This is a genomic window from Salinisphaera orenii subsp. orenii MK-B5 (genome assembly GCF_003788635.1).
Classification (GTDB): domain Bacteria; phylum Pseudomonadota; class Gammaproteobacteria; order Nevskiales; family Salinisphaeraceae; genus Salinisphaera; species Salinisphaera orenii.
This window is the reverse complement of sequence record NZ_AYKH01000012.1, coordinates 42,599-61,972: the sequence shown is the minus strand read 5'-3', so window position 1 is coordinate 61,972 and position 19,374 is coordinate 42,599. Positions and strand designations below refer to the sequence as shown.

General features: G+C 63.7%; 19 protein-coding genes. 6 read left to right on the top strand and 13 right to left on the bottom strand.

What is annotated here, in order from left to right; genetic code table 11:
* Positions 1-12 precede the first annotated feature (12 nt).
* Positions 13-702, top strand: coding sequence for an SDR family NAD(P)-dependent oxidoreductase (locus tag SAOR_RS07200; protein WP_123630832.1), 690 nt, complete (start codon positions 13-15; stop codon positions 700-702).
* Positions 703-744: 42 nt separating this feature from the next.
* Here the strand turns inward: SAOR_RS07200 and SAOR_RS07195 are convergent, their stop codons facing one another.
* Positions 745-1,941 (bottom strand): IS256 family transposase, encoded by a 1,197-nt coding sequence (locus tag SAOR_RS07195; RefSeq protein ID WP_123630831.1) that lies wholly within the window; start codon positions 1,939-1,941, stop codon positions 745-747.
* Positions 1,942-1,998: 57 nt separating this feature from the next.
* Between SAOR_RS07195 and SAOR_RS07190 the strand changes: the two genes are divergently transcribed.
* The 5 genes from SAOR_RS07190 to SAOR_RS07170 all read left to right on the top strand — a co-directional run bounded on the left by SAOR_RS07190 (position 1,999) and on the right by SAOR_RS07170 (position 7,344).
* Positions 1,999-2,235: an SDR family oxidoreductase gene (locus SAOR_RS07190; protein ID WP_221179910.1), complete on the top strand. Its 237-nt coding sequence runs from the start codon at positions 1,999-2,001 to the stop codon at positions 2,233-2,235.
* Between the two features lie 32 nt (positions 2,236-2,267).
* Positions 2,268-3,272, top strand: a complete 1,005-nt coding sequence (locus SAOR_RS07185; protein WP_123630830.1) for an alcohol dehydrogenase catalytic domain-containing protein — start codon at positions 2,268-2,270, stop codon at positions 3,270-3,272.
* 187 nt (positions 3,273-3,459) lie between these two features.
* Positions 3,460-4,734 carry an MFS transporter gene (locus SAOR_RS07180; RefSeq protein ID WP_221179909.1) on the top strand — a complete coding sequence of 425 codons (1,275 nt, stop codon included), beginning with the start codon at positions 3,460-3,462 and terminating at the stop codon, positions 4,732-4,734.
* A gap of 76 nt (positions 4,735-4,810) precedes the next feature.
* Positions 4,811-5,347, top strand: coding sequence for a VOC family protein (locus SAOR_RS07175; RefSeq protein ID WP_123630829.1), 537 nt, complete (start codon positions 4,811-4,813; stop codon positions 5,345-5,347).
* Positions 5,348-5,982: 635 nt separating this feature from the next.
* Positions 5,983-7,344: a carbohydrate porin gene (locus SAOR_RS07170; RefSeq protein WP_123630828.1), complete on the top strand. Its 1,362-nt coding sequence runs from the start codon at positions 5,983-5,985 to the stop codon at positions 7,342-7,344.
* A 34-nt stretch (positions 7,345-7,378) separates the two neighbouring features.
* Here SAOR_RS07170 and SAOR_RS07165 read toward each other — a convergent pair whose 3' ends face one another.
* From SAOR_RS07165 to SAOR_RS07110, 12 genes are all read right to left on the bottom strand, one after another.
* The gene (locus SAOR_RS07165) at positions 7,379-8,350 is read right to left on the bottom strand and encodes a helix-turn-helix domain-containing protein (RefSeq protein ID WP_123630827.1); all 972 of its coding nucleotides are present in this window, start codon (positions 8,348-8,350) and stop codon (positions 7,379-7,381) included.
* 253 nt (positions 8,351-8,603) lie between these two features.
* Positions 8,604-9,797: a 4-hydroxybenzoate 3-monooxygenase gene (gene pobA / locus SAOR_RS07160; protein ID WP_123630826.1), complete on the bottom strand. Its 1,194-nt coding sequence runs from the start codon at positions 9,795-9,797 to the stop codon at positions 8,604-8,606.
* Between the two features lie 56 nt (positions 9,798-9,853).
* Positions 9,854-10,477 carry a protocatechuate 3,4-dioxygenase subunit alpha gene (pcaG, locus tag SAOR_RS07155; RefSeq protein WP_123630825.1) on the bottom strand — a complete coding sequence of 208 codons (624 nt, stop codon included), beginning with the start codon at positions 10,475-10,477 and terminating at the stop codon, positions 9,854-9,856.
* A 10-nt stretch (positions 10,478-10,487) separates the two neighbouring features.
* A complete protein-coding gene (pcaH, locus tag SAOR_RS07150) occupies positions 10,488-11,225 on the bottom strand; it encodes a protocatechuate 3,4-dioxygenase subunit beta (RefSeq protein WP_123630824.1) in 738 nt (245 codons plus the stop codon).
* 144 nt (positions 11,226-11,369) lie between these two features.
* Entirely contained in the window at positions 11,370-12,302 is a 933-nt protein-coding gene (locus tag SAOR_RS07145) for a LysR substrate-binding domain-containing protein (RefSeq protein WP_123630823.1), read from the bottom strand.
* Positions 12,303-12,386: 84 nt separating this feature from the next.
* Complete coding sequence (gene pcaDC / locus SAOR_RS07140; RefSeq protein WP_123630822.1) at positions 12,387-13,559, bottom strand: bifunctional 3-oxoadipate enol-lactonase/4-carboxymuconolactone decarboxylase PcaDC; 1,173 nt, start codon at positions 13,557-13,559, stop codon at positions 12,387-12,389.
* Positions 13,560-13,578: 19 nt separating this feature from the next.
* Positions 13,579-14,787: a 3-oxoadipyl-CoA thiolase gene (gene pcaF / locus SAOR_RS07135; RefSeq protein WP_123630821.1), complete on the bottom strand. Its 1,209-nt coding sequence runs from the start codon at positions 14,785-14,787 to the stop codon at positions 13,579-13,581.
* A gap of 2 nt (positions 14,788-14,789) precedes the next feature.
* A complete protein-coding gene (locus SAOR_RS07130; protein WP_123630820.1) occupies positions 14,790-15,563 on the bottom strand; it encodes a CoA-transferase subunit beta in 774 nt (257 codons plus the stop codon).
* A complete protein-coding gene (locus SAOR_RS07125) occupies positions 15,560-16,381 on the bottom strand; it encodes a CoA transferase subunit A (RefSeq protein WP_123630819.1) in 822 nt (273 codons plus the stop codon). Before SAOR_RS07125 ends, SAOR_RS07130 begins: the two co-directional genes overlap by 4 nt.
* Before the next feature lie 141 nt (positions 16,382-16,522).
* Positions 16,523-17,860, bottom strand: a complete 1,338-nt coding sequence (locus tag SAOR_RS07120; RefSeq protein ID WP_123630818.1) for a class-II fumarase/aspartase family protein — start codon at positions 17,858-17,860, stop codon at positions 16,523-16,525.
* A 58-nt stretch (positions 17,861-17,918) separates the two neighbouring features.
* Positions 17,919-18,719: an IclR family transcriptional regulator domain-containing protein gene (locus tag SAOR_RS07115; protein WP_221179908.1), complete on the bottom strand. Its 801-nt coding sequence runs from the start codon at positions 18,717-18,719 to the stop codon at positions 17,919-17,921.
* Positions 18,720-18,888: 169 nt separating this feature from the next.
* The gene (locus tag SAOR_RS07110; protein ID WP_123630817.1) at positions 18,889-19,293 is read right to left on the bottom strand and encodes a transposase; all 405 of its coding nucleotides are present in this window, start codon (positions 19,291-19,293) and stop codon (positions 18,889-18,891) included.
* Positions 19,294-19,374: the final 81 nt, after the last annotated feature.

Here is a 19,374-nt window from a genome sequence, read left to right as displayed (position 1 = left end):
AGGAGTGGCGAGATGGAGCAGAATCTTTTTTCGGTCGAGCGACTGGCTACGGTGGTCACGGGTGCGGCAAGCGGCATCGGCCTCGCCTATGCGCAGGCCATGGCCGAAAACGGCGCCCGCGTTACGTTGATGGATATCGATGGGCAGGGTGCCGAGCGCGCCGCGCAGACGCTCCGCGACAGCGGCGCCGATGCCCGGGCCGCCACCGTCGACGTGACGAATCGCGAGCAGCTGTTCGCTGCCGTGGATGCGGCCGCCGAACACTATGGCGCTCTCGATGCGGTGTTCGCCAACGCCGGTATCGATGCAGGGCCAGGGTTTCTCACTGCGGAGGGCGAACGCAATCCGGACGGCATGCTCGAATCGATCGATCCGTCCCATTGGCGTGCGGTCGTCGATACCAATCTGGGAGGCGTGTTCACGACGTTGCAGGCGGCCGTGCCGCATATGAAGAAAGCGGGCGGCGGCCGGATTGTGGTGACCACCTCGAATGCCGCCGTGATCAACGAACCGATCGTCGGCACGCCCTATATGCCGGCCAAGGCGGGCGCGGCCTCGCTCGTACGCCAGGCGGCGCTCGAACTCGCCCAGCACAACATTCGTGTGAATGCGATCGCGCCTGGGCCCTTCGCGACCAATATTGCGGGCGGGCGGTTGCGCAATCCGGCGGACCGGCGGGTAGTGTCCCGGGATGTGGTGTAGGAACTGGCATCCAACTGCTTCTTCATAGCTGGTGTCGCTCGTTCACTGAGCGGCGATCATTGCCGTCTCCTCATCATGGTTGCACACGGCGGTTAGCTTTTCTACCGGCATGTAGCGGCGAGAGACGGCCCACTCATCATTTTGCTCCAGCATGAGCGCCCCGACGAGCCGAATGACGGCCTCTCGATTGGGGAAGATGCCGACGACGTTGGTGCGCCGCTTGATCTCCTTGTTGACGCGCTCCAAGGGGTTGGTGCTGTGCAACTTCGAGCGCAGGCTCTCGTCGAACGCCATGTAGGCCAGCACATCGTGCTCGGCCTCGTCCATTAGCTCGGCTACATCGCGGTACCGGTCACGCAGGTTGTCGGCGACCTCGCGCCAGCGCAGATGAGCCTGATTGCGGTCCTTTTCGGCGAAGACGGTCTTCACCACGGCGCTGACCACCGGTTTGTTGGTCTTGCTCGTCCGGGCCAGCAGGTTGCGCTGGAAATGCACTCGGCAGCGCTGCCATCCAGCACCCAGGACCTTGCGCGCCGCGGCCTTGAGGCCTTCATGTGCATCGCTGATGACCATCCGGATGCCGCGCAGTCCGCGCCGGGTCAGCGAGCGCAGGAAATCGGCCCAGAAGGTCTCGGCCTCGGATGGCAGGACGGTGATTCCCAAGATCTCGCGCCGCCCGTCAGTGTTGACCGCCACCGCCACTATCACCGCCATGGATACGATCCGCCCGCCCTCGCGCAGCTTTACGTAGGTAGCGTCCAGCCAGAGGAAGGGCCAATCGCCCTCGAGGGGGCGGTTCAGGAACGCCTGGACCCGCTCGTCGATCTCCTCGCATAGCCGTGACACCTGGCTCTTCGAAGTGCCGGACAGCCCCATGGCGCGCACCAGGTCATCCACCGCGCGGGTGGAGACGCCTTGGATATAGGCCTCTTGGATCACCGCCATCAGCGCCTTCTCGGCGGTCCTGCGCGGCTCGAGGAAGGTCGGGAAGTAACTGCCTTTACGTAGCTTCGGGATGTTCAGGCCGATGGTCCCCGCCCGGGTATCCCACTGTCGCGGCCGATAGCCGTTACGCTGGTTCTCGCGGTCCGGGCTGCGCTCGCCATGCGCGGCGCCGCAGACAGCGGCCACTTCGATGTCCATAAGCCGCTGCGCGGCGTCCTGGATCAGCTCGCGCAGAAAATCTGCGTCATCGCTCTTGGCGATCACCCCCGGAAGGTCGATTATGGGGTTGGTCATCGTGTTCTCCTTCGTTGTCGTCGGTCTTTGAGCAACCTCAGACTACGAAGAAACGCGGTGGCCGCCAGCCCGGCCGCGCGCTGCGCTAAGCCAATGGCTTCGCGCGCGGCCTCCTACACCACGGGGTGGGGCACTACCGACCGGCGTGCATTCGAGACACGCGTGCCGCTGGGCCGGGTCGCGGATACCGACGAGATCAAGGGGCTGGCTTTGTTTCTAGCTTCCGAGGCGTCTTCCTTTGTTACCGGCGCCCAAGTCGTCATCGACGGTGGTGCATCGCTCGGCGCGGTCTGAAAGGCCAATCTTATTTTCCACGGAGACAGGATATGCAAGCTGCATTCTTCAATGCGATCGGCGAGCCGCTGTCGGTCCGGGATACCGAGTTACGGGCGCCGACGCCGGACGAGGTGGTCGTACAGGTCGGACGCTGCGGCATCTGTGGCAGCGATCTGCACATGACCGAAGATCCCGCGTTCGGGGTCGAAGCCGGCACGGTACTGGGCCATGAATACGCCGGTGAGGTGGTCGAGACCGGGCGAGGCGTCTCGACGCTGCGGCCCGGCGATCTGGTCTCCGTCATTCCGTTGCGCGGCTGCGGCGAATGCCATAACTGTCGTATCGGCCGGCCGTCCTGGTGCAGCGAGATGCAGCTCGAGGGCGGCGGCTATGCCGAGTATTCGGTGACCGAGGCGCGTCAGTGCATTCGCCTGCCGTATGCGATTTCCCTTGCCGACGGTGCGCTGGTCGAGCCTCTGGCCGTCGCCCTGCATGGGCTAACCCAATCGCGTATGACGGCCGGTGATCGGGTGCTCGTGCTCGGCGCTGGGCCGATCGGTCTGGCAACGGCTTTCTGGGCGCGACGTATGGGCGCGGCGAGTGTCACGGTAATCGATCTGAATACCTGCCAAGCGAAGCGCGCCTATGAAATGGGGGCGACCGCTTTCTTCGGCACAGGCGAACGGCTCGAGGCGCCGGTGCCGGACGACCTGGGCGGCACGCCGGATATCGTCTTCGAATGTGTGGGCAAACCCGGGCTCATCGAACAGGCCATTGGTCTGGTGCGTCCGCGCGGCAGTGTGGTGGTGCTCGGACTATGCACCATGCCGGATACCTTCATTCCGTTCGAGGCCGTGTCCAAGGAAGTCTGTATTCAGACTTCAGCCTTCTTCAGCGTAGATGAGTTTCGGGCCGCGCTTGATGCGCTGGACGATGGCAGCGCCACGCCGCGCGCATTGGTTACCGAGACCGTATCCCTGACCGATGTGCCCCAGACCTTCGAAGCGCTCAGGAACCGCACGCACCAATGCAAGGTGCTGATCGATCCGGGCTGACCGGGCTCGCGAGTGGAAAAAGAAGACAACACTGCCTAGCCCCGTTGATCGAACCGGCGTCGCGAACGGCGCCTGCGCCGGTCCGACGGTCCTAGCTCGCCATCAAAAGACTAATAACCAGAACCTGCACTAGATCGCGCGGGCCGGGCGCGCACGTCGCCCCGTGCCTTCCTTCGAGGAGAACACAATGCAACAAGAACGCATGAGCATGAGCGCCGGCCAGCCGGTCGCCGCGGGCCGTTTCGGCATTCCGTATCACTGGAAGCTCGTCTTCATACTGAGTCTGGCTTTCGGGGTGGTTTTCTTCGATCGGAACGCGGTGGCATTTCTCACACCCTATATCAAGGAAGCGCTGGATCTGAGTGCTGGCCAGATCGGTTTGCTTTCCTCGGCGCTGTCGCTGACCTGGGCTATCTCAGGGTACCTGATTGGCGCGATTTCGGACGCGACTGGTAAGCGCAAGGCCATCCTGGTTCCCGCCTTCGTCCTGTTCTCGTTGACCTCTATTTTGTCCGGGCTTGCGACCTCCTTCTTCATGCTTTTTATTGCCCGCATGCTCATGGGCTTGTCGGAAGGGCCGGTCAATCCGATCGCCCAGTCGATCACCTCTGCCAACACGCCGCCCGAGCAGCGCGGCATGGCGATGGGCGTGATGCAGAACTTCGGTAGCAACCTACTGGGTTCGTTTGTCGCGCCGCTGGTAATCGTGGGCCTGGCCGAAGCCTTCGGTTGGCGTACCGCGTTCTATGTCGCGGCCATCCCAGGCTTCATCATGGCGGCGATTATTGCCGGCTTCGTACGCGACGGCGTCACGCGATCAAATGGCGAGGGCGGCGGCTCGCGTATCTCGCTGGCTGGCGTGATGACCCTGTTCGCCTACCGTAACGTAGTGCTCTGCGTGCTGATCACGATTGTCGGCGTGTCCTATATGGTGCTCGCTTGGGTATTCATGCCTCTCTACTACATCGAGGTCAAAGGCTACGACTCCCACACCATGAGCTGGTTGATGGCCATCCTCGGTCTGTCCGCTGCCGCGACCAGCTTCGTCGTGCCCTGGCTGTCCGACCGGCTGGGTCGCAAGCCGGTGGTGGTGTTGTTCGGCCTCGTCGGTATTTTTACGCCGCTGTCGGTGCTTTATTTCCAGGGCACGCCGATCGCGCTCGGTTGCCTGGTGTTCGTCTTCTGGTCGGTGATCGGCACCTTGCCTATCACCATGTCTACCATCCCGGCAGAGACCGTGCCCGCCCAGTACCTGGCCACCGTGATGGGTCTGACCAACGGGTTGGGTGAGGCGATTGGTGGGGTGTGCTCGCCCGCGATCGCGGGCTTCGCAGCTGATCATTATGGTCTGGCGGCCCCGCTGTGGATCGCCGCCGGCTGTTCGCTGCTGATCGCGGTGTTCGGGCTGATGCTTCAAGAGACCGCGCCCGGTAAAACGCGAGCTGCCACCGCGGCCGCTTGACGCCTTTGTCTTCCGCTCGAAGCGGCGGCCTGTCGGTCGCCGCCGAACCTACGCGCTCTGACTACGGAGAGACAGCATGCGATTAAGTTTTGGTCAGCCCACGAACTCGATCATCCAGACCGCCTATATCGTGGCTCACCTCGAGGACGAGATTCAGCGATGGATTGACGATCTGAACGTCGGCCCCTGGTTTGTACTGGAGGATTTCAAGGGCGAGGAGGCGATCTATCGCGGCAAGCCTTCTAAGGCGAGCGTTAAGATCGGCATGGCTTTCGCTGGGCATATGATGATTGAGCTACTGCAACCCAATGACGATCATCCTTCGGTCTACAAGGAAACACGTGAGGCACGCGGTTACGGCTTTCACCACTTCGGCGTAGGCTCACCTCACTTCGGCGCCGATGTGCAGCGCCTGGAACGACGCGGTTACGATCTGGCCTTCCAGGCTAGGGTGCCGACCGACGACCGTGTGGCCTATCTGGACACGAAGGGCGAGCTACCAGGCTTTCTCGAACTCATAGAGGTAAGCGAGGGAATGGATGAATTCTTTGGCCGCTGCTATGCCGCCTCGGTCGGCTGGGATGGCAAAGAACCGCTACGTCCATTCACCTAGCGAACTTGCGACCATGCAGAGCGCGCGGTGGAAAGCGTATGCACGATTTCCATACCGCCGGATGTTCGGCGTCCTCTGCGGTCTCGACAAACCCTCAGGCCCGGCTCGGCGGCATTCGTGCTTGCGTCTATAGCTGATTGACATCGTTATTGGTCGGGGTGCTCCCAGCCCCGCCGCGCGCTGACCATGGGCACATGTTGCTAAGGGGGCCGTAGCGAGCGCCGCGCAGGTCTAACGGTCGATAGCTGACCAATCGGAAATCCTACCTCATCGTTCCCGCCTGCCTGCGGTTTCTATGACCCGGCGGTCGGGTTGTTTCTAGCCTCCGGTATTTGTCGCGAATCGGAACCGTTGTATCAGTCGGTGTGCCGGTTAGCTGCGAGCGCTGTGCGTGGCCCATCGCTACAGCGCGTCGGCCGGCACCTTGGCCTGTGCGTCGCGAGCGATCAAGTGATTGGTCTTTTCGGGTCAAGCCATACCTCCCACTAGCTTCTACGGTTGTCTTGGCCCAACGGGCCTGAGGCAGACGTGCTCGGTGCGAATGGTCGTTACTCGCCGCGACAGGCGGGAGGGGCCCGCGAGGAGATACGCGCACGTACTGCGGAAATTCCTCCAAGCCACGGATAACGATAATTATGGGCAAGCTTAAAACGGAGTTCTGCAGCCGCCGGGCACTCGCCACGGCAGCGGCCATCGGGGCTTTCAGCCCGCTCGCCATGGCCGCCAGTGTGGACATGAATACCAACGATCCCGGCTCGCGCGGTGCGTCCGCCCCTTTGCTCGGAGCCGTGGCCGACTCGCTGGAAGAAGCGGGTATCAAACCGCATCTGTTCGCCTGGTCGCTCGCGCTGGCCAACCCGAGTACCGGCCCGCGCCAAGATGAATACACCATCAACAACGACGTCTTCGTCGGCGCTGACTTCGATCTCGACAAGCTGGCGGGCGTGTCGGATGCGGTCTTTCATTTGGAATACATCTTCTTCCCGGCCAACCACAACATCGGCAGTCCGCCGGCTTCTGCCTATCAGGGCGCGGTTGGCGGTTATTTCGGCGGTTCACCTTCGCACAACGATATATCACGCGGTTATCTGTCTCAGTTTGCCCTGGAGCAGACACTCTTCGACGGGCGGTTCACTTACGTGCTCGGGCGAAGTAACGCGGAACGCTATTTCTTCAAGAACAACTGTTCGAGCGTCATCACCTGCAATGACCCGATCTGGGATAACTCGACGGGCGTGCTGCCGATTCCCTATGGCTCCTGGGGTGCGTTCGGCCGCCTTGGTACGTCTGCGCATACCTATGTAAAGGCAGGGGCGTTCGAATCCGATCCGCAACAGTACCTGGACAAGGGCAATGGCTTCAGTTGGGGGCTCGGCGAAGCGGCAGGGGAGAGCATCATGGTCGCGGTGGGGCGCAAGACCGATTTTGCCGATACGCGATATCCCGGACAGTACGAATTGATCGGATTCTCCAATACCAGCGATCAGATCGATCCCCGGACCGGTCTCATCGACGAGACCGGCACAGAAGGCGTGATCTTCAAGTTCCGCCAGGCGCTCTGGCGCGAACCCGGCCCCTTGACGCAAAATCCGAAGGCATTACAGCTGTTCGGTTCGCTGGATGCTGCCCCAGGGGACAATCAGCCCTATCAGGCGTTTGCAGAGGTGGGGCTGACTTATCGCCAACCGTTCAATCGCCCCTACGACACCGTCAGCATGAAAGTGGCCTATGCGAAGATCGGCGATCGCCAGCTCGAAGCTCAGCGCATGCTGCGGGTGGCCAGCGGCGGCGAGGATCGGTCGGCGCCCGACGACACCTATCGAATCGAGGCCAACTACCATGTGGCATTGCCGTGGAATGCCTTCGCCGAGCCGACCGTGCAGTACGTCATCAATCCCAGCAACTTTTATAATCCGGCCGCGCCCCGACTGAACGACGACGGCGTCGTGGTCGGCGTGCAGTTGGGCATCGATATCGGCAAGGGTCTAGGCTTCTAGCCGCTGCTAAAGCGGTGCGGCAGAGCGTGCCGCTTCAGTTGATACGAGCCTGGGTGGCGCGGTATTCCTTAGCGGACATGCCGAAACGGGCCTTGAATACACGACAGAAATGGGCCGCATCGTTGAAGCCCATCCGGTAGCACAGTTCCGTAATACGGACATTGTATTGCGCAGGGTCGCTAAATATCGCCGCGCACTGGTCCAGGCGCCGTTCGCGGATCCACGCATGCGGCGTACTGCCGATGCTTTCGAAGAGTCGATGCAGCTGACGCCGTGAAATCCTGAGCGCAGCGCTGATCGCCTCGCAATCCAGATCCGGATCGCAGAGATGTTCAGCGATCATGGCTTTGGCCCGAATCAGTAGATCGAGATTCGACGGCGCCTGGGGATTGGTCTGGCCGTCTAGCTGCATCAGGCTTTCGGTTGCCGGCCAGAAGCGCTCGGCAAGAACTGAATCCTTTGGGCGGCCGGCGAGTAGATCGCCGGCACAGGCGTTAAGTGTTCGGAACAGGAACTTGCCACTCTCGGTGAAGCCGTTGAGCTTGGTCAGTCCGTGTACATTCCACCCCGCACAGTGCTCGCGAAAACGTTCCACCGGGATGTCGAAGGTGATCTGGCGCGAACGGCTCGGAAATCCGTGGATATAGGGTTCGTCGCCGGCGTAGACTACGCCGTCGCCGGCAGTCAGCGTGACGCAGTCATCTGCCTGATAAGTGAAGGCTTTCCCTTCCAGCAACAGGCACACGAATACTGACTCGGTACGGTGGCGGCGTATTTCCTCCGGCGACCGTTCCACTACGTGGGAATTGCCGTGTACTTCCACCAGGCCAATATCGCCCAGATCGACGGCGGCCAGCCCAGCGTCCAACCCGTCGTTTACGAAGGTGCGGCAGTCCAGTTCGACCAGCGTATCGGCAAGGCAGCTCTGCCAGTAGTCAATACGGTGTTCAGGCGCGACATCACTCGTGCTTACGCGAGACGTCGCGCACATCGTGGAATCGGTCATCGGTGGTCTCCTCCGGCCCTCTTTGGGGCCTGTTTTATTGTGTTACCGGATCAGCCTTGCCCGAACCTTGTAGCGGTTCTTCGGGCCTAGGGTCCAGTTGCAGGGTACCTGTCTGCCTGCTTTCCTATCCTCCTATTGCTAGCGCAGCGCGTGTGTTGGTTGTTCGATGGCCGCGGTCCGACGTTATGCAGTAGTAATACCGACCTTTGGCGTTTTCGTTTTTAGATAGCTTCACCCTACGTTTTACCGGCCATTAGGCGTCGTTTTCGAGTGCCTCGAACGGCAGGCCGACATAGTTTTCGGCGATGGTGGTGAGCCCGGCTCTCGAACTGGTGTAGTAGTCCAGTTCGGCGCGCTGCATACGGCTCAGGAAGTTGTCGTTGTCCGAGAAGGTGTGCAGGTTCGTGGTCATCCACCAGGCGAAGCGCTCGGATTTCCAGACCCGGCGCAAGCAGGTTTCGGAATAACGCGGGATCAGGTCGGTGCGATTATCGCGGTAGACCTTGGTCAGCAGTCGATAGGCCGTGTTCACGTCGCTGCAGGCCAGGTTCAGGCCCTTGGCGCCGGTGGGCGGCACGATATGCGCCGCGTCGCCGAGCAGGAACAACCTACCGTGTTGCATCGGTTCGGCCACGAAGCTGCGCAGCGGTGCAACGCTCTTCTCGATCGATTCGCCGGTCACGAGCTTATCGGCGACATGCTCGGGCAGCCGGCGTTTGAGCTCGGCCCAGAAGGCATCGTCCGACCAGTCATCGGCGTCTTCGGTATCCGGCACCTGGATGTAATAACGGCTACGCGACGACGAGCGCATGCTGCACAGGGCAAAGCCGCGGTCGTGGCTGGCATAGATCAGTTCGTCGTCGACCGGCGGGGTGTCGGCGAGCAGGCCGAGCCAGCCGATCGGGTATTCGCGCTCGAAGATGTTCAGCCGGTCTTCGGGGATACAGCGTCGCGATATGCCGTGGAAGCCGTCGCAGCCGGCGATATAGTCGCAGTCGAGGCGCTTCTGCTCGCCTTCATGGGTGAAGGTGACATAGGGCGTGTCGCTTTCCAGATCGTGCGGCTGTACGTCGTCGGCTTCGTAGCAGGTGGTCGCACCGATCGCCTCGCGGGCAGCCATCAGATCGCGGGTGACCTCGGTCTGGCCGTAGACGAGCACGGTCTTGCCGCCGGTGAGTTCTTCCAGATCGACCCGGATTTGCTGGCCGCCGAAGGCGAGCGCAAAACCGGTATGCGGCAGGCCTTCGCTGTCCATGCGTTCGGCGACGCCGGCCTCGCGCAGCAGATCGGCCGTGCCCTGTTCGAGCACGCCGGCACGGATACGCGAGAGCACATAGTCGCCCGAACGGCGCTCGAGGATCACGTTGTCGATGCCCTGGCGTGCGAGCAGTTGGCCCAGCAGCAGGCCAGACGGGCCCGCACCGATGATGGCGACCTGTGTCTTCATTGCGGTACTCCGGTGGAAAAGACCCGCCACGAGTCGGCGGGCCGGCGCGTGCGCTTCTAGAAGTCGAAGAACACCGTCTCCTGCGGACCCTGCAGGTGGATTTCGAAGCGATAGCGGGGCTTGTCGCTGCCGTTCTCGCGGGTGGCGATCAGGGTGTCGCGCCGGCTCGGCGGCACGCGGGTCAGGAACGGGCAGGCGGCATTCGCGTCGGCTTCGTCATCGAAATACAGCCGCGTGTTCAGATGGATATTGATCCCGCGGGCGAACAGCATGAGGTTGATATGCGGCGCCATGGCGTCGCCGTTGGGGTGCGGTACGCGCCCCGGCTTGATCGTGTGCAGCGACCATTCGCCGGCATCGTGCTCGCCCGGCGCGCTGCGACCGAAGCCGCGAAAGGCGCGATCGGCACGGTAGTCGGTTTGGTAAACACCGTTCGCATCGGCCTGCCAGGCCTCGACGAGGATGCCCTCAACGGTGTCGCCGTTGCCGTCGATCACGCGGCCGACGATCTCGACCGGCTCGCCTTCGGCATCGGGCGTCGCGATCTCGGGGCCGATCTCGTCGTCGCGTGGCGGCAGGCCGGCGACTTCCAGCGCCAGGCCGATATGCACATAGGGCCCGGCCGTCTGCGAGGGCGACTCCGGATACATCAGCCCGCCGTCTTCCGTCGGTTGTGTCATTTCTAACCCCTTAGCCCTGGTTCTCGAAGTAGGTCTGCAGCGCGCCGCGGGTGACGATATCGAAGCGGTACGCCAGGCTGTCCATCGGTCGCGAGCCGGCCTTGTCGAGACGGGCCACGAGGGTGTCGACCGCCTCCGGATCGTTGAGCGTGTTCACGATCGGGCATAGCGGGATCAGCGGATCGCCTTCGAAATACAGCTGGGTTATCAGGCGCGTGCTGATCGACGGGCCCATGACCGAGACATGGATATGCGCCGGCCGCCAGGAATTGACGTCGTTCGGCCAGGGGTAGGGGCCGGGTTTGATGGTGCGAAAGCGATACCAGCCGTCGGCATCGGTAACCGTACGGCCCACGCCGCCGAAGTTCGGGTCCAGCGGCGCCATATAGGCGTCCTTCTTGTGCCGGTAGCGCCCGCCGGCGTTCGCCTGCCAGACCTCGACCAGGGTGCCGGGAACCGGCTTGTTGTACTGATCCACCACGCGCCCGTAGACGATGATGCGCTCGCCGATCGGCAGGCCGTCGCGGTCCGTGCCGGGGCGAAAATTCAGCAGCAGGTCGTTATCGACCGGGCCGAGGACGAAGTTGTCGAAGTCCGGGCCGGTGAGTTCGGAAGCCGTCGGCGTCTGCAGGCTCATCAGCGCCTGCTGCGGCGACCGGGCGACCGACGTCTTGTAGGCCGGTGCATAGGCGGGCGGGTGCCAGCCCCGATCGCGCATGACGAAAGCGGTATGGTCGTTCTGCGCCATTGGGTTTATCTCCTGCGATTTCACGCGCGTTCGAGCTGGGATTAACCCGTCGGCTCCTTGCCGCGCGTCTTGTTATGGCTTTCAGTTTGCCGTAACGGCTCGTGCTGCCAAGTGAAAGTCGAACCAGTGGATATAACCGTGAGGTTATATATCGGTTTCGTGTGTCGGATAGGTCTTCGCCACGCTCTGCAGTTCGTTGCAGAACAGCCGGACCGCGGTCGACAGGGGCTGACTGCTATTGACCGCGTAGCCCACCGAGCCGCCGCGCAGTTCGATCTGCTGGGGCAGGCGGACCATGTCGCCGGCCTGCAACGCTTCACGAGCGGTATCGAACGGCGTGACCCATATCGCATCCGACAGCTGCACATAGCGGCTGCTCAATGGCAACGACAGCGTTTCCAGAGCCAGTCGCGGCGGCTGCGCCGCCTGTTCGACCCAGAAGCGCTCGAGCTGTTCGCGCAGCGTGGTGCCACGCGGCGGCACGACCCAGGGGTAGGCGATGACTGCATCGGTATCGACCGCTTGGGCAAGGCCAAGCAGGGGATGATCGCGGCGTACGACGGCTATCAGCGGTTCGTAATAAAGATGCTCGAACTGCAGGTCGCGTATCTCTTCGGCCTCGCTCATGCGCCCGAGTACCAGATCCAGCTCGCCCAGACGCAGCCGTGCAAGCAGCGCAGCACTGGTGCCGGTATCCACTTCCATGCGTAGCTGCGGATGGGCCCGATGCAGACGATCGAGCACTGGCGGCAGCAGCCCGCCTTCCACGTTCGACAGCGCGCCCAGACGAACCACGCTGTCTGCGTTGTCCTGGCGGATCGCGTCGATGCCTTCGCGCAGCGAGCGCAGCGCGGGGGCGGCATGGCGCAACAGTGTGCGCCCGGCTGGGGTCAGCCGTACGCCGCGTGGCAGGCGCTCGAACAGGGCCACGCCGAGGCTGTCCTCCAGCTCGCGGATGGTCTTGGACACGCCCGGCTGGGTAATCGACAGCGCCTCGGCGGCGCTCTTGAAACGGCCGAGCCGGGCGACCTCCTGGAAGGCGACCAGATGGCGCAGCTTGATCGGCGAATGGATCATCGGCGTGCAGCGTTGAAGCCACGCCCGCGAGCCATGCCGCGTGTGTTCATGCCGGGGCGGGCACGCCGGGTGTGCATGACGATGCTAGAGCGTATCGCCCCAGCCCTGTTCCTTGGCGAGTTTGAAGGCATGGTTCGACGCCGGCACGCCGGCATAGATCGCCACATGCATGAGCGACTGGCGCAGCTGCGCTTCGGTCACGCCGATACGTTTTGCGGTCTTAAGGTGCAGTACCAGTTCGCCGTCGCGCCCGAGTGCTGCGAGCACCGCGATGGTGATCAGGCTGCGCTGGGTGCGCGAAAGATCGGGATTGCTCCAGAGCTCGCCCCAGGCAAAACGCGTGATCAGTGCCTGGAACGGTGCATCGAGCGTGGTCGCGGATTGCGAAGCGCGCTCGACGTGTTCGCTGCCGAGCACCGATTTGCGTGTGGCCAGGCCTTCGTCATAAGTGACCGGCGCGCTCTCTGCCGCTTCGCTCGCACCGAGCCAGCCGGGCAGACGGGCGGCGAATTCGCCCGGTGCTTCGACAGAGGGTACATGTGCCACCGCGTCGAGCGTGTCCAGCGAGGCAGCCGGTATCTCCTGGCCAAGCGCGGCCAGGGTATCGGGCGGCGTGGCCGGGTCATCGGCGCCAGCGACCAGTTGCACCGGGCTGTCGACATCCGCGAGCCGGCCGCGAAAGTCGGTCGCGCCCAGCAGTTCGCACAGGCGCGCATAGCTTTCGTCGTCGGTACGGGCGAGCTGGTATGTCCAGCCTTTCACGCCCGCGCTGTCGTCGCGCTTGTAGGCGTCGGCGAACCAACGCTGCGAGAGCTCACCGGCGATCGCGGCCAGCCCTTCGCGACGCACGCGTTCGGCGCGCTCGTTCCAGGCATCGGGCGTGCCGATCACCGCGCCGGTGTTGGTGAGCACCACATTCTGCAGCCGATCGCTCGCGTCGAGCAACAGCGCCTGGCCGATCACGCCGCCGATGGATGTGCCGACGAAATGGCAGCGCTCGATATCCAGATGATCGAGCAGGGCGAGGGCGTCGAGGCCCAGTTCGGACGCATCGATCTCGTCCTCCACGGGGGCGCTGGCGCCGTGGCCGGGCAGATCCCAGCTGATACAGCGATAACGGCCACGTAGCGCTTCGATCGTATCGGACCAGACAGCCTGCGACATGCCCAGCGGGTGGGCGAACAGCACGGCCGGCAGGCCGGCTTCGCCGCTATCGCGATAGCAAAGAACCCGGCCGTTGCATTCGACAAATGCCATAACTCGTTTCCTTCGGGTATCAGACCCGTTCGATCACGGTGGCGATGCCCTGGCCGACGCCGATGCACATGGTGCACAGCGCATAACGGGCATCGGTGCGGCCCATCTCGTGCAGGGCCGCGCTGACGATACGTACGCCCGACATGCCCAGCGGATGCCCGAGCGCGATCGCGCCGCCGTTGGGGTTCACATGCGGGGCATCGTCGGGCACGCCGAGTTCGCGCAGGCAGGCCAGCGACTGGCTGGCAAACGCTTCGTTGAGTTCGATGATATCCATCTGCTCGATGGTCAGGCCGAGACGATCCAGCAGTTTGCGGGAGGCATACACCGGCCCCATGCCCATGATGCGCGGCTCCACGCCAGCGGTCGCCATACCGAGGATGCGGGCCTTGGGCTGCAGATCGAACTGCTTGATCGCGTCATCGCCGGCCACCAGCAGGGCACCGGCGCCGTCGTTCACGCCCGAGGCGTTGCCGGCGGTCACCGTGCCATTGCTGCGAAACGGCGTCGGCAGCTTGGCGAGTTTTTCCAGCGTGGTGCTGGCACGCGGGTGTTCGTCGGTATCGAACACGATCGGATCGGCCTTGCGCTGGGGGATCTCGATCGGCGTTATTTCTTCAGCCAGGCGACCGGCCTGGCGGGCGGCTTCGGCCTTTTGTTGTGAGCGCAGAGCAAAGGCGTCCTGATCTTCGCGGGAGACGTTGTACTGCTCGGAGACGTTCTCGCCGGTCTCGGGCATGGAGTCGATGCCGTACCACTCTTTCATCAACGGGTTCACGAAACGCCACCCGATGGTGGTGTCTTCCATGATCTGCTGACGGCTGTAAGCAGATTCCGCCTTGGCCAGCACATAGGGCGCGCGCGACATGGATTCCACGCCGCCGGCCAGCATCAGTTTCGTCTCGCCGGCGCGGATCGCGCGCGCGGCGGTGCCGATCGCGTCCATGCTCGAGCCGCACAGGCGGTTGATGGTCGAGCCCGGCACGCTGGTCGGCAGCCCGGCGAGCAGGGCGCTCATGCGCGCGACGTTGCGGTTGTCTTCGCCGGCCTGGTTGGCACAGCCCATGAGCACGTCGTCGATCGCGGCCGGGTCGAGGTTCGGCGCCTGGCCGATCACGGCCTTGATGATATGCGCGAGCATGTCGTCGGGACGCACGCTGGCCAGAGTGCCGCCGAAACGGCCGACCGCGGTACGCGCGGGGTGACAGAGATAGACATCGTTCGCCATGTTCAGGCCTCGCTGTGGTGTCGTTCGGTGCGCGCCTTCAATTCGCGCAGCACCTCGAGTTCGTGGTCGTCGGGCACCGGCGTTTCGTCGATGTCGTCGGCAAAGCGTATCTCCCAGCCGGTCGCCTCGATGACCTGTTCGCGGGTCACGCCGGGATGCAGCGACGTCACCGTGAGTTCCTTGGTGTCGGCATCGGGCTGCATCACGCACAGATCGGTGATGATGCGCGTCGGCCCCTTGCCGATGTTGGGCACATTGTCGCGCGCCGTACCGTCGCGGCCGAAACCGACGGTGGTGACGAAATCGACTTCATCCACAAACGTGCGCTTGGAATGCTTGAGGGTGATGAAGATCTCGCCCGTGCAGGTTGCCATTTCCGGCGCGCCGCCGCCGCCCGGCAGGCGGACCTTGGGGTTGTCGTAGTCGCCGATCAGGGTGGTGTTGAGATTGGCGTACTTGTCGACCTGGGCCGCGCCGAGAAAGCCGACGTCGATCTGGCCGCCCTGAACCCAGTAGCGAAACATCTCGGGCACCGACACCGTGGTCAGCGCGGTCTCGCACAGCTCGCCGTCGCCGATCGACAGCGGCAACACGTCAGGCCGGGTCTGCAGGGTGCCCGATTCGTAGATGAGCACCACGTCCGGGGCGTGCGTCAGGCGCGCCAGATTGGCCGCCTCGCTGGGCAGGCCGATGCCGACGAAACAGGTGTTGCCGTTGGCCAGCGCGCGCGACGCGGTCACGGTCATCATCTCGGATGCACTGTAGCGCTCGCTCATGCCTTGGCTCCTTCGTTGGCGTACACGTTTTCATCCAGCCAGGCGCTGAACGCCTCGCGATCGCGGGCGATCGGGTCCCAGTCCTTGTAGAACTTGTTCGAGCGCGGATAGTAGCCGTGGGTATAGGACGGCTTCGCGCCGCCTGGGGCTTCGGCAACGGCATCGATCACCCAGCCAGGGATCACGCAGGCATTGGGATGGGTATCCAGATCATCGACCACTTCCTCGACGGTCACGATCGAATGCCTGGCCGCCATCACCGCTTCCTTCTGCACGCCGACGATGCCTTCGACCAGCACGTTGCCGTGGCGGTCCGCTTTCTGGGCGTGCACGATCGACACGTCCGGGCGGATCGACGGCACCGCGGCCAGGCGTTCGCCGGTGAACGGGCAGTCGATGAACTTGATCTGATCGTTGACCTTGGGCAGATCGGAGCCGATATAGCCGCGCAGAATCGCCAGCGGCAGGCCGGCGGCGCCGGCCTCGAAGGCACAGGCCATGGCCGCATGGCTGTGTTCCAGGATCTCGATCGAATTGGGCCAGCCGTGCTCGACCGCGTCGCGCAGCCGATGCAGCGAACCTACGCCCGGATTGCCGCCCCAGGAGAAGATCAGCTTCTTGGCACAGCCGGCGCCGATGAGCTGATCGTAGATCAGGTCCGGGGTCATGCGGATCAGCGTCAGATCGCGTTTTTTCTGGCGGATGACCTCGTGGCCGGCCGCGAACGGAATGAGATGGGTGAAGCCTTCCATCGCGACGGTGGCGCCATCGGCCACGTATCGCGATACGGCGTCGTGCAGCGAGAGAAACTCTGCCATCGGATCAGCCTCTTTGAAAGTTCGCAAGGCGAACGCACGTTTGCAATGCGAATAACCTAATGCGTCGGCGCGAGAGGCGTCAATCGGGCGGCGCACGGCGCCGCCGCGGTGCAGGCGCCCAGTCTGAAGGAAAGCTGTTCGTTACAGCGACTTCAGCGCCTCGCGCAGGCGTGCGACCTGGGCCCGGCTGGCGCCGACATGGGCCGCCGGATCGACCGCGGCGCGCAGCGCGGACAGGTCGACCGCGGCGGCGATCTCGGGCTGGTCGAGCAATGCCTCGGCGAAATCCCGATGTGTCTCGACGGCGTTGGCAGTCGCCTCCCGCACGAGCGCTGTGGCCCGATCGCGATCGAGATGCCGGGCAAGAAAAGCGATCGCCGGGGTAGCTAGGATCGCGCCGCCGGTAACGGCGAGGTTGCGGTGCATGGCCTCGGGATGCACGTCCAGGCCTTCGAGCAGCAGTTGCAGGGTTTCCAGCGCGCCCTCGAGCAGCAGCACGGCATCGACCAGCGGCGCCCATTCGGCATGCCATTCGCCCAGCCCGCGTTCCATCGGCTGGGCGCCGGCGTTATGCAGCAGGCCGACGGTGGCATGGATCTGGCGCGCCGCCGCCCGGATACGCGCACAGCCGACCGGGTTGCGCTTGTGCGGCATCGACGACGAGCCACCGGCGCCGGTACTCGCCGGTTCGCTGACTTCGCCGATTTCGGTCTGGGCCATCAGCGCCACGTCGAGCGCGATCTTCTCGGCCGCGACCGCTACCACGCCCAGCGCATCGCCGATGGCGAGGATCGGCTGGCGGTCGGTATGCCAGGGCAGCACGGGCCGGGCCAGGCCGAGCTCGTCGGCCAGTGCGTCCATCAACGCCGGGCCGTGCTCTTCGAGCCCGGTATGCACGCCCACCGGGCCGCCGAATTGAACATAGAGGCCGTTACGGGCGACGCCTGCCAGCCGTTGCTCGGCCTGGGCCAGTCCCCATAGCCACTGCGCCACCTTGGCGCCGAAAGTGATCGGCATGGCCTGCTGCATGAGCGTACGCCCGATCATCGGCGTGTTCTCGTGCGTGGTCATGAGCGCGAGGCCGTCCTGGCGACTGTGTTGCAGCAGGTCCAGGCAATGGGTCAGCCGTGGTTGCAGCACCAGCATGAGGGCAGTATCGACGATGTCCTGGCTGGTCGCGCCGCGATGAAAATGACTGCGCAGATCGGCCGGCAGCAAGGCCTTGGCCTGCTTGACGAAGGGGATGGCCACGTTGCCGCCGTCGGCGCTGTCCGCGGCCAGCGCGTCGAGATCGAATGCCTCGGCGCGTATGTGTTGCGAGATCGTTTGCGCGGTGCCCGCAGGGAATATTCCGGCGGCTTCCTGGACCCGCGACAGGCCGATCTCGACCCGGCACATCGCGGTGACGAAAGCCTCGGCACTGGAAGCCGCACGACCGTCACGGCTCATGAAAGGATGGCGGAGAAAAGCGTCGAGCATCAGGAAATCCTGGGGTTCATGCAGGCCGGCGAGTGTCGCACGCCGAATCGCGGGTGGCTCAGCTGACCTCGCGTGCAATATCGCGGCTAGTTTGTTGCAGCAACGGCAGAAAACGCTGGGTGAGGGTCTTCTTGTCGATCCGCGCGGCGTTGGTGCTGACGTTGATCGCGCCGAGCAGAACGCCGTGCATGTTGTAGACCGGAACCGCCATCGAGCGCAGCCCGGATTCCAGCTCCTGATCGACAATGCAGTAGCCCTGTTCGCGGGCGGTATCGATATGCGCGCGCAGCGTCTTGGCATCGGTGACGGTGCGCGGCGTATAGGCCTTGAGTTCGATCTCGGCGAGCAGGGCGTCCAACGCGGCCGGTTCCAGCGTCGCCAGCAACATGCGGCCCATGGAGGTCGCGGCGGCCGGCAGATGGGTGCCCACCGACAGGGCGATGGTCATCAGCCGATGCGGCGCGGCCGAGCGGGCGACATAGATCACGTCCGAGCCCTGCAGCACGCCCATCGACGACGATTCGCCGGTCTGTTCGGTGATGTGCTCCAGATGCTGACGAATGACCGACTGGTAGTTGTTCGCCGAGAGAAACGCATAGCCGAGCTGCAGGGTCTTGGGCGCGAGTTCGAAATAACGCGCCTGGCGGCGCACATAGCCCAGCCCGTGCAGGGTGAGCAGGAAACGCCGCGCCTTCGCTCGGTTCATGCCGGTACGCGCGGCCACCTCGCTGAGGGTCATGCGTGGGTTCTCGGCATCGAAGGCACGGATGACCTGCAGCCCCGTGGCCAGCGCCGTCACGAAGTCGCGGTGATCGGGCGTCAGGCCCGCTGGATTGTCGTCGATCTGGTCGGCTGCCACGTCGCGCCCGGTGATAGAACGGAATTTCGCCCCGGAGTGTAGCAACGAGATGCCCTGTTCGCTATGCGAACAGCCGGCCGGGTTCTTGTCATCTGGCGCGGCCGATGCGCTGGCAAGCCCGTCCGCACAGGCATTGCGTGGTTAGCGGCGACGGCCTAGGTGTGACGTCTCAGTAGATACAGTCCCGGGTATTAGCGTGCAATAGCGAATGCCGGATCGAACGGCCTGTTGGATTTGAGCACGCCGTACACAATATGCAGCAATTTACGCAGACGGCACAGGCGATCTGCTTGCCGGCCTTGCCGCGTTGTTGCAGACGCTGCCGAAGCGCCTTGATCGCCGGGTTGTGTGTCATCGTCACGATAGCGGGTACGTAGAGCCCAACGCGACGTCGCACCGAGCCCGTGCGTGAGATGTGCGCACTCCCTTTATGTTCGCCCAATTCGGCCAGCTTGGGATTCAGGCCGGCAAAAGCCGCGATTTCGCGTGCGCCGGTGAACGACAACGGATCACCGAGTTCAGGCAGCAACAACGCCGCTGTTTTGGCACTGATGCCGGGAATGCTGGTCAGCAAAAGTGCTTGGGCCGCAGATCGGCATCGTCATGAATATGAGCTTTGAGCGCATTCAGCAGTACCGTGATTTGGCTATCTAGC

Excerpts from the sequence above, each read along its gene's own strand:
- SAOR_RS07200 (WP_123630832.1), top strand. The coding sequence starts at position 13 with ATGGAGCAGAATCTTTTTTCGGTCGAGCGACTGGCTACGGTGGTCACG.
- SAOR_RS07195 (WP_123630831.1), bottom strand. The coding sequence starts at position 1,941 with ATGACCAACCCCATAATCGACCTTCCGGGGGTGATCGCCAAGAGCGAT.
- SAOR_RS07185 (WP_123630830.1), top strand. The coding sequence starts at position 2,268 with ATGCAAGCTGCATTCTTCAATGCGATCGGCGAGCCGCTGTCGGTCCGG.
- SAOR_RS07180 (WP_221179909.1), top strand. The coding sequence starts at position 3,460 with ATGCAACAAGAACGCATGAGCATGAGCGCCGGCCAGCCGGTCGCCGCG.
- SAOR_RS07175 (WP_123630829.1), top strand. The coding sequence starts at position 4,811 with ATGCGATTAAGTTTTGGTCAGCCCACGAACTCGATCATCCAGACCGCC.
- SAOR_RS07170 (WP_123630828.1), top strand. The coding sequence starts at position 5,983 with ATGGGCAAGCTTAAAACGGAGTTCTGCAGCCGCCGGGCACTCGCCACG.
- SAOR_RS07165 (WP_123630827.1), bottom strand. The coding sequence starts at position 8,350 with ATGACCGATTCCACGATGTGCGCGACGTCTCGCGTAAGCACGAGTGAT.
- pobA (WP_123630826.1), bottom strand. The coding sequence starts at position 9,797 with ATGAAGACACAGGTCGCCATCATCGGTGCGGGCCCGTCTGGCCTGCTG.
- pcaG (WP_123630825.1), bottom strand. The coding sequence starts at position 10,477 with ATGACACAACCGACGGAAGACGGCGGGCTGATGTATCCGGAGTCGCCC.
- pcaH (WP_123630824.1), bottom strand. The coding sequence starts at position 11,225 with ATGGCGCAGAACGACCATACCGCTTTCGTCATGCGCGATCGGGGCTGG.
- SAOR_RS07145 (WP_123630823.1), bottom strand. The coding sequence starts at position 12,302 with ATGATCCATTCGCCGATCAAGCTGCGCCATCTGGTCGCCTTCCAGGAG.
- pcaDC (WP_123630822.1), bottom strand. The coding sequence starts at position 13,559 with ATGGCATTTGTCGAATGCAACGGCCGGGTTCTTTGCTATCGCGATAGC.
- pcaF (WP_123630821.1), bottom strand. The coding sequence starts at position 14,787 with ATGGCGAACGATGTCTATCTCTGTCACCCCGCGCGTACCGCGGTCGGC.
- SAOR_RS07130 (WP_123630820.1), bottom strand. The coding sequence starts at position 15,563 with ATGAGCGAGCGCTACAGTGCATCCGAGATGATGACCGTGACCGCGTCG.
- SAOR_RS07125 (WP_123630819.1), bottom strand. The coding sequence starts at position 16,381 with ATGGCAGAGTTTCTCTCGCTGCACGACGCCGTATCGCGATACGTGGCC.
- SAOR_RS07120 (WP_123630818.1), bottom strand. The coding sequence starts at position 17,860 with ATGCTCGACGCTTTTCTCCGCCATCCTTTCATGAGCCGTGACGGTCGT.